This is a genomic window from Neosynechococcus sphagnicola sy1 (assembly GCF_000775285.1).
Classification (GTDB): Bacteria; Cyanobacteriota; Cyanobacteriia; order Neosynechococcales; family Neosynechococcaceae; genus Neosynechococcus; species Neosynechococcus sphagnicola.
In genome coordinates, this window is record NZ_JJML01000014.1 from 38649 (window position 1) to 52381 (window position 13733).

Here is a 13733-nt window from a genome sequence, read left to right on the forward strand (position 1 = left end):
TGGGGTATATTCGCTAGGTTGCACACAATCAGAACAGCATTGGTGGGAGCATCTGCCAGTGGCAAGCGGCTAGTTATTAAGGTTCTTGAGGAATAATGGCTATGTCAGAAACCGCAATCCAGTTCATTCAAGCCCGGGAGATTCTCGACTCACGGGGACGCCCAACGGTGGAAGCCGAAGTCTATCTGGAAAACGGGTGCGTCGGGTTAGCCCAGGTTCCCAGTGGTGCCTCAACGGGGAGTTTTGAAGCCCACGAACTCCGCGATGAAGATGCGCGGCGCTATGGGGGTAAAGGGGTGCTGCAAGCGGTAGAAAATGTCCACGAGGAGATCGCCCCAGCCCTATTGGGACTGGATGCCCTGAACCAGGAACTGATAGACCGCACCATGATTGACTTAGATGGGTCGCCGAATAAATCGCGCTTAGGAGCCAACGCCATCCTGGCCGTTTCCTTGGCCACGGCCAAGGCAGGAGCCCATGCCTTGGGACTGCCCCTCTATCGCTACTTGGGGGGCCCCCTCGCTAACTTATTGCCCGTTCCCCTGATGAATGTGATCAATGGGGGGGTCTCACGCCGACAATAATGTTGATATTCAGGAATTCATGATTGTCCCCCTGGGAGCGTCCTCCTTCCGAGTAGCTCTGCGGTGGGGAGCCGAAGTCTTTGCTGCCCTCAGCAAGGTGCTCAAAGATCAGGGCTTACTAACGGGGGTGGGAGATGAGGGGGGGCTTTGCCCCCAATCTCTCTTCCAATCAGGCAGCACTGGATTTATTGATGACGGCCATTACCAAGGCGGGCTATGAACCCGGTATCGATGTGGCTCTGGCGCTGGATGTTGCCGCCAGCGAGTTCTACCGCGAGGGGCAGTATACCTACGATGGCACCGCCCACTCCCCCAGTGAATTGGTGGACTATCTAGCAAGTCTGGTGGCTCAGTACCCGATTGTTTCCATTGAAGACGGTCTGCACGAAGACGACTGGCTACATTGGCAACTCCTGACCGAAAAATTGGGCAGTTCAGTGCAACTGGTGGGAGATGATCTGTTTGTGACCAATCAAACCCGCCTGCAAAAAGGGATTGATCAGGGAGTTGCGAACGCGATTTTGATTAAATTGAATCAAATTGGTTCCCTGACGGAAACCCTGGTAACCATTGACCTAGCAACTCGTAAACGCTATCGCTCGGTGATCAGCCACAGATCGGGGGAAACGGAAGACACTACCATTGCAGATCTAGCTGTTGCCACTCGGGCGGGGCAAATCAAAACAGGTTCCCTTTGCCGCAGTGAGCGCGTCGCGAAGTACAACCAATTGCTGCGGATTGAGGATGAATTGGGGGCACAGGCGGTTTATGCAGGAACTATTGGGTTTGGTCCATGCTGAGAATTTTCCGTGTATGGTAGGGGTGAAGGATATCAATACCGTTTTCACAATTCTTGGTTAAAAAGTTCCTATGAATCTCCGTGCTTTTCTTGCGGTACCCGTGGCGATGACCGTGATGGTCAGCTCAGCTTATCCAGTTCTAGCCTCCCAGTCTGGTGCGATTGACACTGTGCAGTCCGCGACCCGCGTCTTTGATGGGGTGATGTCCAATCCCAAGTCTGAAATTCCCATCGGCATTCTCCGCCGTGCCCAAGCGATCGCCATCTTTCCCAATGTGGTTAAAGCGGGCTTCATCGTCGGTGGCAGCCGAGGAAGGGGCATTCTGGCGATGCGAGGGGCTAAGGGTGGTTGGAGTAATCCTGTATTCCTGACGATTACCAGTGGCAGTGTTGGGTTCCAAATTGGGGCTGCTTCCAGTGATATAGTGCTTGTCTTCATGAATAAGCGCAGTGTTGAAACGGCTCTAACCAACGACTTCACCCTGGGTGGGAGTGTTTCGGTAGCCGCGGGTCCCGTCGGTAAAGATGCTGTTTCCCCCAACGATGCCCAGTCTACGACAGATATTTTTTCCTATACGCGCAATCAAGGCCTATTCGCCGGGGTGTCCCTTGAGGGGTCTAAAACTGCCGTAGACCGCGATCGCAACGGTGATTTCTATGGGCAGAGTCGCATCACTGTGCAGCAAATTGTTACCAACCCCGATCTACCGACACCGCCAGCTGCAGCGGAGTTTAAGCGGGTGTTAGCACGGTATATTCCCCCTCGCTAGAACAGAAATTTCGTGACAATCCCTCATGATCACACTCCTGTCGGAACCACCGTTGATCTCCTCTGGTGGCTGGCTGTAAGGGATGCCTAAAGCAGCAATAGCGTACCAATTCATCCGCTGCATCGGGTGCTTATGGTGCGCTTCCTTTTGAGAGAGGCTTCGCGATCGCGGGGATGGTAGAAGTGCCTCAGATTGTGAGTGAAAAAGGTTGGGTTTCCTTGTGTTAACCCAACCAATAGAAGAGATAAGGAAGAGATATTGCCATCGCCTCAAACTTTTGTGCGATGGGGGGGAAGGCAGTCTCCCAGAATCGGCGTTGGACAGTCTGATTCTGTTCTAATCTGTCTTACTAGCGGGATATTTCTGACACCAAGCCATCAACTGACCCTCGTTGGGCGACGGGGTATCCGTCATCTGTAAAAACGGGTTGTACCCGAGGCGACAGAGGCTATCGATGACCTGTCGAGTTCTGCCCCCCGCCAGCCAGGAACGCATCCAGCCCATCGCCCAGCACCCTCGCATCTTGATCCGCGAGAAATAGGGGCGCAGCAGATCGGTTAACTCGTCAGGATTGTACTCCCGGATATGTAATGGGTCCCATTGGCGATCGGGCTGACGATTGGGGGTACTGATCAGCAGTACGCCTCCCGGTTGCAGAATCCGGTGCATTTCTTGCACGGCCAGTTCTGGATCGTCTAGATGCTCAATGACATCGGCACTGAGCACTAGATCAAATTCGCCAGCCTCAAAGGGGAGTTGGTAGGCCGATGCCTGTTGGAGACTGGCCGGACACTGATGCTGTTGCAGTTGGGCGGCGGCCAGTTGGATGCCAACTTCATCGCCATCAATGCCAAACAATTTGGCTTGGGGACACCGCTGGCTGACCCGGTACAACAGATAGCCATCGCCGCAGCCGACATCCAAGACCTTGGTGGCACTGGCAGAGGCTAATTGTGCCAACCCTTGATAGCGGGCGAGCAGCGGCGGGTTAAATTCTGGATTACCCCAACGGCGATCGACCTGCCGCCAGTGGTAAGCGCCATTGCGGCGATACTTCTCAAAGTCAGACATGGGGTTGCTACCTGATCACGGGTTCAGAAACTTTCATCATCCTGCAATAATGCCGTCATATAGTTGGCTAAATTAGCGGCAAACCGTTGGCTACTATAACGGCTGATCGCAGTACGTCGTGCCTCAGCTCCGATCCGTGCCACCTCCTGGGGGTGCTGTTGTAAGTAGGTAATGGCTGCTTCCAGGGCTGGGGCATTTCCCGGTGCCACCAGATAGCAGTTTTCTAGATGACGCATCTGTTTCGGTTCCCACAAACCGATGGTACGGGTGAGAATCACGGCCTTGCCGCAGGCCATCGCCTGTAAGGTAGCACTCTGGCCGGAGGGCTGGGCAACATTTTGCAGGGGAATGATCACAAACTGTGCCTGTTGATAGAGCTGTCGCAAGGCCAGGTCGGTAAACTCTGAGGCAACCTCCACCTGGGGAGCAGTGGGTGCGATCTCCAGGCGGGTGACGATTTTGAGGCGGCAGTTGGGCAAGGAGGCGATCGCCTGTAACAGGGTGTGATAATCCCGAGCCAGGTCGCTGCCCACACTCAAGATATAGTCACCCACGGGAGTATCTTCGTTGGGGTGCCAGAACTGGGTATCAATGCCAAAGGGGAGACAGCGAACCCGATCGGGGGGGAGTTGCAACTGCTGCACCAAAGGCTCGACAGCGCCCTCCCCTAAGACAAGGATTTGTTCAGTGGTCTGTAACAGATGGCGGTACCAGCCTCGAAAGAACCGATGGATGAGGGACGGTTGGGGCAATTGACCCAGGCGATCGCTGAGTCCCTGACTGATATAAATACAAGGTGTCGTCAGTAGCCCCAGGGCTTTCAACCCAGCGATCGGTAAACCACAGCTATCTATGGTGCTGACAATCACCTCAGCCCGCCGCAGCAGTTGGAGATGATCGAGGGCAATATGGAGGGCAAACCCCATTTTGACTTGACGGGCAATCAACACCTCCAGGGGGTACCAGAGACAGCGTTTCCAGTTCCATTGGTGATCGTCGCCCTCAATCCAGCAGACTTCAAACTCAGCCGGGTTGAAGTGGTTGAGACCATAGAGCATTTCGTCGGGGCCAACTCCTGCCCTGTAAAGTTCCAGACGTTCCTGGCGCTGCCGCCGAAACACAAAGACCACCCGTGGTGGGGAGACAGGAACAACGGTCATGACCTAACGCATCATGTAGGTATCAGCCCCGTAGATGCGGTCAAACAACCAGCGCAACAGTTGTCCCAGGGTTTTGAACAGTCCCCACTGGGTTCGAGTTGCCAGTTGATCGCACCAGAACAACGGCCAGAACACCAAAAAGTTGCGGTCAAGCATCCCATTATGTCGCCGCCCCACGGCAGCAATTTCCCGTTTGAAGTCCCACCCTCCTGCCCAAGTTTTGGTGGCCGGATGCCGTCGCCACATGCCCACATCATCAGGGATCGCCACCATTGGGAAACGGGGGGTCATCCGCAGGGTCAACTCCCAATCCATGGTGTAGTATAACGACTCATCTAGCCACCCGACTGCGGCCACGGCTTGCCGGCGAATAAATAGCGATTGGGAGAGGATATAACAGCGTGTTCGCAGCAGTTTGGGGTTGTAGGGACGGTAGGGAATTTTTTGTAAAACCTGATTTTGGGTGTTAATTTTTGCCCCAGCTCCATAGATTAAATCGGCTGTGGGATGGTTTTGATAGGCACAGGCGATCGCCCAAATCCCATTGGGGTAGAGCAAATCATCAGAGTTGAGGTAGGCCACCAGTTCCCCAGTGGCACGCTGCCACCCTTTATTGATGGCATGGGTTTGTCCCCGATCCGGCTCACTCACCCAAGCGGTGAGCCAGGGCTCGTATTGACGAATGATCCCTAGGGTTTGATCGCTGCTGCCCCCATCCATGATCAGACACTCCAGGTCTGGATACCCCTGGAGCAACACAGAGCGAATGGTAGCTTCGATGAACTCTCCTTGGTTATAGGACGGAATCACAATACTAATGCGGGGCCAATCCTGGGTAGCGGCAAGCCCCAGGGGATGGCTAAGACTTTCGTGGGTCCACGGCCACCCGGTTTGATCGGCGGGGGGCAGCGGCAATTCATAGCAGGAGGGACATCGCATAATTCGGATAATTACTGACCCCTTAAAACACCAAACTACCCACGACTAAAATGGCTTCACCCCTGACAAACACTGCCTGATAGAGATCCCAGAGGTGAAACAGCGATCGCAGCAGGTTGCGGGGGAAGGGCAAGGGCTGAGGGGGGAGGACGGTTTTAACTCTTAAGCTGGAGAGCAACTCGGCGCCTTCTCCCCTGGTTGCTCCCAAAGTACGATGTAGTTGTGCCAGGGTTTGAATATAAAGTCCATAGATCTGCTGCCGCACCATCGTCGTGGGTTGATAGTGCGCCTGCCACTGGGGATCGTACACAAAGGCATTGATTTGTTTGAAGCGATGGAAGTGGAAGAAAATCAAGGGGTGATCATCCACCCACAATGTCCGATCCTGACGATGAATCCTGTAATTTGCCAGATTCCAGGTCGCCAAGTTAGCCCCCTTGTGTTGCAGGACGACCACCCCCGGAAACTGGGTCGGCCAATGATCAAGATACTTCTGATCGGCAAACTTATCCGCTTCTAAACGGTCATAGCACCACTCCAAACAGCGATCTCGCCACCACTGGAGGCAATCCAACCCTGAGCGATCGCGGCGAAACGAGAGCCAACCGACATTAAAACGACCAAACTGTTCCAGATGCCGCAATGTCTCCGGGAAGCGATGTTCAATCAGGGCGATAGAATGGCTACCCATTTCAGTGTAGAGCGGGGCCGGATCGGCAAAGAAAAACAAGTCAGCATCCAGATAGGTAATCAGATCCACTTCTGGATGGTGCTTGAGGACAAACAGCGGCAGACAGGGGGTGCAGGTAAAGTAATATTCCACCGGCGATCGCGTGGGTTTAACCGTGACCAATGCGGGGTTTTCAGCCTCCAACGCCGTCAGGGCGATCGCCTGAAGATGGGGCAAATTTAAATCCATCAGCAGCTCGTAGCACCGATCACTCAAGCACAGCACCCAGAGCTTAAAAGCTGAGCAGTAGCGCTCTAAGGACTGATAGAGAGCCAACCCCCGTGGCAGATAACGATGATCAAAATAAGTACAAAAATAATACACTAGCGGTTCTCAGCCTGCTGCTCATACCAGTCAACAATCCTATCACCCACAAACTCCGCTTGCTCCAGGGGTAATTGGGGGTACATCGGCAGACTCAGTACCTCGCGGCACGCCTGTTCGGTGTGCTCCAGGCCGCCCGCCCCAATCAAGACACGTCCCTGGTAGGCGGGTTGGGCATGGACGGGCAGGGGATAGTGGATCAACGTGCCAATGGCTGCGGCTTTCAACCAGGCTTGCAGGCGATGGCGCTGGGGATGGCGAATCACATACTGATGGAAGACGGGGTTGACCGGAGCCTGAGCGGGGGGGTAGCGTCAGATTGGTCTGGCTCAGCCTCCGCTGATACACCTCAGCTAGCTGCTGCCGCTGGGCATTGTCTCTATCCAGTGCTTGTAACTTTACCCGCAAAATCGCGGCTTGAATCTCATCCAAGCGGCTGTTCATCCCTGGAATTTCACTGATATAGCGCTGTTTCCAGCCATATTCCCGCAGCTGTCGTGCTTTTGCCGCTAACCTGGGATCGTCGGTGACCACCAGCCCTCCATCCCCCAAGGCTCCGAGATTTTTGGTCGGGTAGAAGCTAAAGGTCGCCATGGTGCCCCAACTACCCGTCATCCGTCCTTCCAGGGTAGCCCCATGGGATTGAGCACAGTCTTCAATCACCACCAGACCATAGCGGTGGGCAAGATCCAGAATCCTGGGCAGGTCGGCGCTGTGTCCATACAAATGCACCGGGATCACAGCCTTGGGACGGCGCCCCCGAGTGACTGGACTGCCGCAGGGTGGCCTCGAGAGCATTGGGATCGAGGGTATAAGTTTGGGGATCAATATCCACCAGCAGAGGCACCGCCCCTACCAGTTCAATTGCCGCCACGGTTGCCACTGCCGTATGGGAAACGGTGATCACCAGATCCCCTGACTCAATGCCACAGGTTCGCAGGGCAATCACCAGGGCATCGGTGCCATTGGCAACCCCCAGGCCATGACTGACCCCCACGTACTGGGCGAACTCCTGCTCAAAGGCCGTGACTTCCTGACCCAGCACATACCAGCCACTGGTTAGTACCTGGGCGATCGCGGCATCGATCGCAGCTTGATGCGCTAAATAGCTGGCCTTGGGGTTGGTCTGGGGAATGCTGGGCATGGTTGATGGATGGCGCTACAAGTAATGGGCCAAATATTGGCGATAAAAGCTGAGAGTATTGGACAGGGCTTGATTTAGGGAGGTTTGGGGTTGCCACCCCAGCCGTGATTGGATCGCCTGAAAGTCAGCGTAGTAATCGCCAATATCAATGGGTTTGCGATCGCTGGGGAAGGGATGTAAGTGGTAACTACCGCTGCCATGCACCTGAATCAGCAACGCTGCCAGATCTTGAAGGTTGATGACGCAGTCCCCCCCTAAGTTAAACACCTGACCATCGGCTTCTGGCTGCAACCCAGCCAATAACAACGCCTCTACCACATCATCCACATAGGTAAAGTCTCGCAGTTGGCTACCTCCCCAGACTTCCAGGGGTTGGTTTTCCAGGAGTCGACGAATCCAGACGCCGAGAAAGGTCTGTCGGGCATCTTTAATCCGCATCCGAGGCCCAATGGTATTGGTGAGTCGGAGGGCACAGGCACGAATGCCATAAACATTGTTGTAAAGAATGTGATACCACTCCCCCGCCATTTTATTAATGCCATTCACATCCACCGGACGCAGCAAATGCTGTTCGTCCACGGGTAAATAGTCGGGTTTACCATAGATTTGGCGCGTGCTTGCAAACAAAATCTTAATTGTCGGATTATACTTGCGGCAGGTTTCTAAGATTGACAGTTGAGCACGGCAATTGATTTCTAAATCCGTGTAGGGATCTTGCATCGAATCCATGTGACTGGTTTGACCTGCCAGATTGAACAGATAGTCTTGCCCTTGCACCAGATAGCGAAAACTATGCTCGTCTCGCACATCTGAAATATTGATCCGTACCTGGTGCTGAATCGCATCAATATTGAAAAGATTGCCACCATATTCAGGAATCAGGGTATCGACAAGCAGTACCTCTGCTCCAAGACCAACAAGGCGATGGGCAAGGTTCGAGCCAATGAAACCCAATCCGCCAGTGATCAATATTTTCTTGGCCTGAAATTGCAAATAATCTGGGATCAAGATTGTTCTCTGACTGAATACAAACTAAGGGGACGTGAATTTATATCTGATGCGATTGAGCAGGCGCTGGAATAGATCGGTTGTGGTATCTGCTTGCAGGTTTTGATCCGCTAGATTGATCTGAGTCATGGGTTCAGCTTGCATTAGTTTTGCGGATGTATCCTGACCAAATCGCTGCTGATAAGCCATGCCCACTTCAAAGGCAAAGCCCCATTGCTGATCAATCATGGAGAAAATCCATAATAGGAGATAGTCTCGTTGACCGGACTCACTTTCGGCCAGCCACTCCAGACTTCTGAGGTAACGAGCATTACACCAGTAAGGACTTTTTTTGATCACCGCTTGACAACGATCACGATTAATTTCAGCGTCAAGAGTGGTCATTTTTTCGATGGTACTCGAACGCATTCGCACAGCTCCCGCAACCCGTAAGTCAGAAAGCCAAAAGCCTTGTTTTAGCAGGTTAGGGTGGGCTGAGACAAATAAGTCTTCCCCTCGATAGGCATCCATCAGGCCAGGTTCAATATCAACCGCAAGTACATGGGATCGTAGAGTCTCCTCCAAACTGTTGAACAATCGCAGATCAGTTCCCTGGGAATCTAGTTTGATCCAATCAATCTGGGGTAAGGAAAACTGTTCTACAACCGCATTAAGTGTCGTGGCCGGAGCTTTGACCCGATCTACGACTCGGAACAGGGGGGAGAATAGGTAATTTTCGAGAAAGGGGGTATCTGGCTCCAGGGTACTGGAGCATTGAGGGTGGTGGGTGAGATAGAAACAGGCTTCGGTAGTGTCTGGATCAGCTGTCACTGCTTGATTGACCAGAATCGACTGGTAGAAAACTTCACTGGGGGGTTCACCGAACTCTCGGGCATCTGGATCAAACCCAACATAGACAGACTGAGCTGCTAGATCCTGCCACATTTTGGGTGGTGTTCCCGATGCCCCAATATCAACCAAAACTGGCTGAAGCTGATGCAGAGATAAAAGCTTTTTAACCGCAGGATTCATAGGATTAGAATTGAAGACTATGGGTGGCTACCTACAGTTTTACGAAACAAAAATCCCCGGTATTCATTTTGTTCCGGTGCATTTTTAATCAGAGGGCGATGGCCATTGACAAACTCTCGTACTAGTTCTAATCCAGCAGTTTGACAACAGGTAATTAATTCATGACGATTCAGACACCAACCTAAGTACTCTGTATTATAGCCATACTTGTAAGGGCGTTGAATAAAAACAAAGCTAGGAGTTTGTTGTAAAGTAGGACAGTTGGTCACCAATAAATAATTACCAGTGACCTGACTCAACCGATTTAAGATGCCCAACCAATCCTGTGAAAACTGTAATGAACCACTCACGAGGACAAAATCATAGGTTTGTTCGAGGCAAGATTCATCGGCGTAAAAATGGGCATGGGGGAATAATTCCTGTCCATAATTAGTGAGGACTGGCACATCCTTACAATGATAATTAATAGTGATATTGGGCAGCAGGGCTTTGCTGAGTAAATAATAGTGCCCAATGCCCCCGCCCCAATCGAGAAAGGTAAGTGATTGCCGACCTTGAGCTGCAAGGGCGATCGCATAGCCAAAGGTGATCATGATGTTGTGACTAACAATATCGGTTTTAGTTGCCAGGTTAGACTCATGGGAGATTCCCAGGGGAGTCGTTCCTTGAACCATTTCTACAAAGCGCGGCCACTTTTCCTGATAAACCGCCAGCACCTCCGACACATTCCATCCCTTGACCTCTGGATGTTGATCGAGATAGTCCCATCCTTCCGGGATGTATTCCCATTCTGGCACCGATGAATCAGGGGTTTGCACCGGTTGATTCAGCCATAGCCGCCTTGCCAATTGCCAAACCAGGGGCGGTGTCATGGATCTGATTAGCTCTTTCAGCATCTCTTCTTATCTAATAAATTTTTCAGCATCTCTTGAGCAACGTAAGTTACACTAGTGACTGCTTTCAGAGCCAGTCTTAGGTCTCTTCTCGTCCAACTAGTCGTCTGATGTGGAGAAAGATTTAAGATCCCGCACAAGCAACCATATTGTAAAGGAAATGTGAGATATTTGGGAACCGAAACCAGTCTCACTTACAAGATTTTCAAGGTACAATACCATTTGCATGGTTACTTTGCAAACCACGTGATCAAACCAATGTGGTTAAGTTTACATAAAAAGCAAAAAAGAAAGGAGTGATTCCAGTGAGGGCAATAATTAATAGAATTTTTAGTCCGATAATTGGTTTCATAAAACATCAGAAGTTAAAGGACTATATTGGTCGACTAATCAGAGAAAATAAGCCTATATTTATTGAAGTTGGAGCTGGAAACAAAAAAGGCAAAAATGGTTGGATTACAATAGATACGACAAAGAACTGCGATATCTATTGGGACTTAAGAAAGGGCATACCCTTTCCAGATGAAAGTATCTCAAAACTGTATTCATCTCATTTTTTGGAGCATCTTTCATTTACCGAAGCCCAAGTGTTTCTGCGTGAGTGCTTACGGGTGTTAGTTCCAGGAGGAAATTTCTCAATTTGTGTGCCAAATGCCAGGATATATATCGACGCTTATTTGAATTCCACATTGGATTCAAATGTATTTTTTGGCTACAAGCCGGCTTATAATAATACAACAAAAATTGACTATGTAAATTTTATCGCCTATATGAATGGTCATCATAAATACATGTTTGACGAAGAAAATCTCATTCACATTCTGAAATCCTCTAATTTTCAAAATGTTCGTCTGAGAAAGTTTGACTCCAATATCGATCTTATAGAGAGAGATTTTGAATCAATCTATGCAGAGGCCGAGAAATAGAATTTTCAAATCACAATCATGATTTCTACATATCTAATGTTTATGTAAAACAACAGGGAATTAAAATATGTTTTTCTTTCAATGTGCAGTTAATCTTCTTATTGAAGAATTTAACCTTCTACCTAATCGACTCATTAAACCCTCACTTTTATCTGTCTCCTCACCTTGATCTCCAAAAACATTTTTTTGAACATCTTTATCTGATTGAGCATGCCTGAATATATATGGAGGATGATGAAGCGGAAAATTAATTGGAAATGTATCTAGGTTTGCCAAGCAATGCGTATTATCAGTCGTGTGAGTAGCATCATGATCGAATCCAATATTGGAAATTAAATTCACACTAGGGATGATTGATAAGCCATGATTCATAAATGATGAAAGCTGCAACAAATAATCCCACCCCTTATTAAAATCCCCTGAATACATACCTTGAAAGATAAAATCCCAATATTTAATTTCCGCAGGAGTTGTCAACATACTTTCTAAGCCTCGCGCATTTCTAAATTCTGGCCATAGATTCATGCTGGGATCAACTAATTTCCAAGTTCTAGCCCAAGAAGCCCACCCCCATGTTTGTGAATATCGTGAAAAATAATAACTATAGATAGTGCTCTTAACGCCAAAATCAAAATTATCTCCTGAAACAATCATGATTCTAGAGTCTTTACGATACCGCTCAAGTAATTCATCACAATAAGCAAAAAAATGTCGGCTCTGGGAAACAATCATCTTCAAGAATAATTGCCTCTTCAACATTATTAAAAATCCAGTTAAGGCCACTAAGATTTCTTGCATAACTACCCATATTTTTTTACTGAAAAATTTGTTAGTACCTCACACTTCCAATCAACTAAATCAACTATTGATCTAACCAATTTACATTTTTGATTGTCATCAGGTCGATTTTCACGGGGGCCATCATTAACAATGAGTAGAGCTGGGGGTTGAGCTGCTCTAATTCTTTCAAAAACTCTACGGGTCAATTCGGGTCGATTAAACGTTAAAAGAGCAACTGGAGTCATCATAAATAAGTAAAGAAGTTGTAAATCGTGCCGAGGGTTTGATGAATCTTTGATTGGTGTTTGGATTGGCTTAAAAGCTGATAATAAAGCTGCTCCATTTTTTGCATTTCTATGGGTAAATCTCCATGGGTTTTAACCTTTTTGCGACCATTTCTAATCAGGCGATCGCGCAGGGAAGAATTCTCTAAGATGCGGAGAATTGTTACAGCTATTTCTGCTGGGTGATTGCCATTAACTCGCAGACAAGTGTCTTCATGATCCACCACCCCATCATAGGTTTTTAAGTCAGAGGCTACAACCGGACAACCCACCGCAAATGCCTCATAGATGGAGTTGGGCATCCCATCTTCCTCGGGAATTGAAACCATCACCGAACTGGCGGCATAAAGTTCAGGCATCTGCTCAAATGGGCAGGGCATATTTTCAAACAGATATACCTGATGGGTCAGACCTAGATCTTGAATTTGCTGTTGAATTTGCTGTCGGTAATCGTCTTGACTGAGATAATCGAGAATCACTAGGGCGGTTTGGGGACGCTGCCGCTGGACAGCTGCGAAAGCTTGAATGATTTTGTGAATGCGGTAAAACGGTTTCAGGGCTCTCGCACTTAAAATCACCTCCACCCCTGGAGGTACCCCCAGGCCTTGTAGCACTGAGTTCTGGGGATTGGCAGCCTCAAACTTGGCCACATCCACCCCCGGCATGGCAATTTGCCAACAGCGAGCTGAATCCGACCCCCCACTTGCTGACAACATTGCAACAACTCCGGAGAGGGAGCAGTGACAGCGTTCGCTGCACCTAAGGCTTTGCTTAGGTGCAGCTGATCCCATCGGGACAGGGTATGAGCCTCACGGATATCCGATCCCCAAGCCGTAACCAACCAGGGACGGAGACCGATTAAGTGAGCATCAAAGGCATTGCCCCATAGCCAGAGGGCATGCACCACATCCGGTTGAACTTCAGCAATCAGCCGCCGTAATTGTTGTTGTCTTTGGCGCAGGGTCATCCAGGGTTCAATCCAGGTGAGGGGGTAACTGACCCAGCGGTAAAGCCATCGTAATAGTTGTCCCACTCCGAGAGGTAAGCCTTGGAGCCGCGATCGCCCCTGATGACTCCCTAACGCCCCTGCATTCCCTGGAACTGGAGCCACGGAATCTGGTGCAATTATCTTCTCAGCAGGGGGAGGATTGAGCACCTCTTCTGGGAGGGGCCAGCGCCGAAAACCTTGCTGGAAATCAACCCAGGCATAGACTTCATGACCCCGTTGATGAAAATAGTTCAAACAGCGGCGGGTGTGGGTGCCGAGGAGAGGAGCTAAATAACAGATCCGTAGGGGGCGCTGCATAGAC

The 13733-nt window shown here is 50.0% G+C and carries 14 protein-coding genes and 2 pseudogenes; 3 read left to right on the top strand and 13 right to left on the bottom strand.

Features of this window, described 5'->3' with window-relative positions:
- Positions 1 to 101 precede the first annotated feature (101 nt).
- Positions 102 to 1384 (top strand): annotated as a pseudogene (eno, locus tag DO97_RS06330) (phosphopyruvate hydratase).
- Between the two features lie 70 nt (positions 1385 to 1454).
- Positions 1455 to 2153 carry a lipid-binding SYLF domain-containing protein gene (locus DO97_RS06335; RefSeq protein ID WP_036531867.1) on the top strand — a complete coding sequence of 233 codons (699 nt, stop codon included), beginning with the start codon at positions 1455 to 1457 and terminating at the stop codon, positions 2151 to 2153.
- Between the two features lie 336 nt (positions 2154 to 2489).
- Here the strand turns inward: DO97_RS06335 and DO97_RS20740 are convergent, their stop codons facing one another.
- From DO97_RS20740 to DO97_RS06375, 10 genes and pseudogenes are all read right to left on the bottom strand, one after another.
- Positions 2490 to 3224 (bottom strand): class I SAM-dependent methyltransferase, encoded by a 735-nt coding sequence (locus DO97_RS20740; RefSeq protein ID WP_052128459.1) that lies wholly within the window; start codon positions 3222 to 3224, stop codon positions 2490 to 2492.
- 23 nt (positions 3225 to 3247) lie between these two features.
- A complete protein-coding gene (locus DO97_RS06345; RefSeq protein ID WP_036531869.1) occupies positions 3248 to 4384 on the bottom strand; it encodes a glycosyltransferase family 4 protein in 1137 nt (378 codons plus the stop codon).
- Between the two features lie 3 nt (positions 4385 to 4387).
- The gene (locus DO97_RS06350; protein ID WP_052128460.1) at positions 4388 to 5323 is read right to left on the bottom strand and encodes a glycosyltransferase family 2 protein; all 936 of its coding nucleotides are present in this window, start codon (positions 5321 to 5323) and stop codon (positions 4388 to 4390) included.
- Positions 5324 to 5345: 22 nt separating this feature from the next.
- Positions 5346 to 6377: a hypothetical protein gene (locus DO97_RS06355; RefSeq protein WP_052128461.1), complete on the bottom strand. Its 1032-nt coding sequence runs from the start codon at positions 6375 to 6377 to the stop codon at positions 5346 to 5348.
- Complete coding sequence (locus DO97_RS30115; protein WP_420805857.1) at positions 6377 to 6643, bottom strand: DegT/DnrJ/EryC1/StrS family aminotransferase; 267 nt, start codon at positions 6641 to 6643, stop codon at positions 6377 to 6379. The genes DO97_RS06355 and DO97_RS30115 overlap by 1 nt, the downstream gene beginning before the upstream one ends.
- A 103-nt stretch (positions 6644 to 6746) precedes the next feature.
- Positions 6747 to 7118: pseudogene (locus DO97_RS30120) on the bottom strand (DegT/DnrJ/EryC1/StrS family aminotransferase); the annotation flags it as partial.
- Complete coding sequence (locus DO97_RS24960) at positions 7033 to 7521, bottom strand: DegT/DnrJ/EryC1/StrS family aminotransferase (protein ID WP_204368513.1); 489 nt, start codon at positions 7519 to 7521, stop codon at positions 7033 to 7035. The gene DO97_RS24960 and the pseudogene DO97_RS30120, both read right to left, overlap by 86 nt.
- 15 nt (positions 7522 to 7536) lie before the next feature.
- A complete protein-coding gene (locus DO97_RS06365; RefSeq protein ID WP_081980655.1) occupies positions 7537 to 8526 on the bottom strand; it encodes an NAD-dependent epimerase/dehydratase family protein in 990 nt (329 codons plus the stop codon).
- Positions 8527 to 8553: 27 nt separating this feature from the next.
- Positions 8554 to 9540, bottom strand: a complete 987-nt coding sequence (locus DO97_RS06370) for an FkbM family methyltransferase (protein WP_036531870.1) — start codon at positions 9538 to 9540, stop codon at positions 8554 to 8556.
- Positions 9541 to 9557: 17 nt separating this feature from the next.
- Positions 9558 to 10412, bottom strand: coding sequence for a class I SAM-dependent methyltransferase (locus DO97_RS06375; protein WP_156120470.1), 855 nt, complete (start codon positions 10410 to 10412; stop codon positions 9558 to 9560).
- A 326-nt stretch (positions 10413 to 10738) separates the two neighbouring features.
- Between DO97_RS06375 and DO97_RS06380 the strand changes: the two genes are divergently transcribed.
- Positions 10739 to 11359 (top strand): class I SAM-dependent methyltransferase, encoded by a 621-nt coding sequence (locus DO97_RS06380; protein WP_036531872.1) that lies wholly within the window; start codon positions 10739 to 10741, stop codon positions 11357 to 11359.
- A gap of 78 nt (positions 11360 to 11437) precedes the next feature.
- Here the strand turns inward: DO97_RS06380 and DO97_RS22035 are convergent, their stop codons facing one another.
- From DO97_RS22035 to DO97_RS06390, 3 genes are all read right to left on the bottom strand, one after another.
- Positions 11438 to 12157 (bottom strand): hypothetical protein, encoded by a 720-nt coding sequence (locus DO97_RS22035; protein WP_193365060.1) that lies wholly within the window; start codon positions 12155 to 12157, stop codon positions 11438 to 11440.
- A gap of 226 nt (positions 12158 to 12383) precedes the next feature.
- On the bottom strand, positions 12384 to 13001 hold the full coding sequence (locus DO97_RS06385) for a glycosyltransferase family 4 protein (RefSeq protein ID WP_162182952.1): 618 nt from the start codon (positions 12999 to 13001) through the stop codon (positions 12384 to 12386).
- Complete coding sequence (locus tag DO97_RS06390) at positions 12998 to 13729, bottom strand: glycosyltransferase (protein ID WP_036531875.1); 732 nt, start codon at positions 13727 to 13729, stop codon at positions 12998 to 13000. Before DO97_RS06390 ends, DO97_RS06385 begins: the two co-directional genes overlap by 4 nt.
- Positions 13730 to 13733: the final 4 nt, after the last annotated feature.

Coding starts and splice junctions, on each gene's coding strand:
- DO97_RS06350 (WP_052128460.1), bottom strand. CDS start 5,323: ATGCGATGTCCCTCCTGCTATGAATTGCCGCTGCCCCCCGCCGATCAA.
- DO97_RS20740 (WP_052128459.1), bottom strand. CDS start 3,224: ATGTCTGACTTTGAGAAGTATCGCCGCAATGGCGCTTACCACTGGCGG.
- DO97_RS06375 (WP_156120470.1), bottom strand. CDS start 10,412: ATGACACCGCCCCTGGTTTGGCAATTGGCAAGGCGGCTATGGCTGAAT.
- DO97_RS06335 (WP_036531867.1), top strand. CDS start 1,455: ATGAATCTCCGTGCTTTTCTTGCGGTACCCGTGGCGATGACCGTGATG.
- DO97_RS24960 (WP_204368513.1), bottom strand. CDS start 7,521: ATGCCCAGCATTCCCCAGACCAACCCCAAGGCCAGCTATTTAGCGCAT.
- DO97_RS06390 (WP_036531875.1), bottom strand. CDS start 13,729: ATGCAGCGCCCCCTACGGATCTGTTATTTAGCTCCTCTCCTCGGCACC.
- DO97_RS06370 (WP_036531870.1), bottom strand. CDS start 9,540: ATGAATCCTGCGGTTAAAAAGCTTTTATCTCTGCATCAGCTTCAGCCA.
- DO97_RS06345 (WP_036531869.1), bottom strand. CDS start 4,384: ATGACCGTTGTTCCTGTCTCCCCACCACGGGTGGTCTTTGTGTTTCGG.
- DO97_RS22035 (WP_193365060.1), bottom strand. CDS start 12,157: ATGCAAGAAATCTTAGTGGCCTTAACTGGATTTTTAATAATGTTGAAG.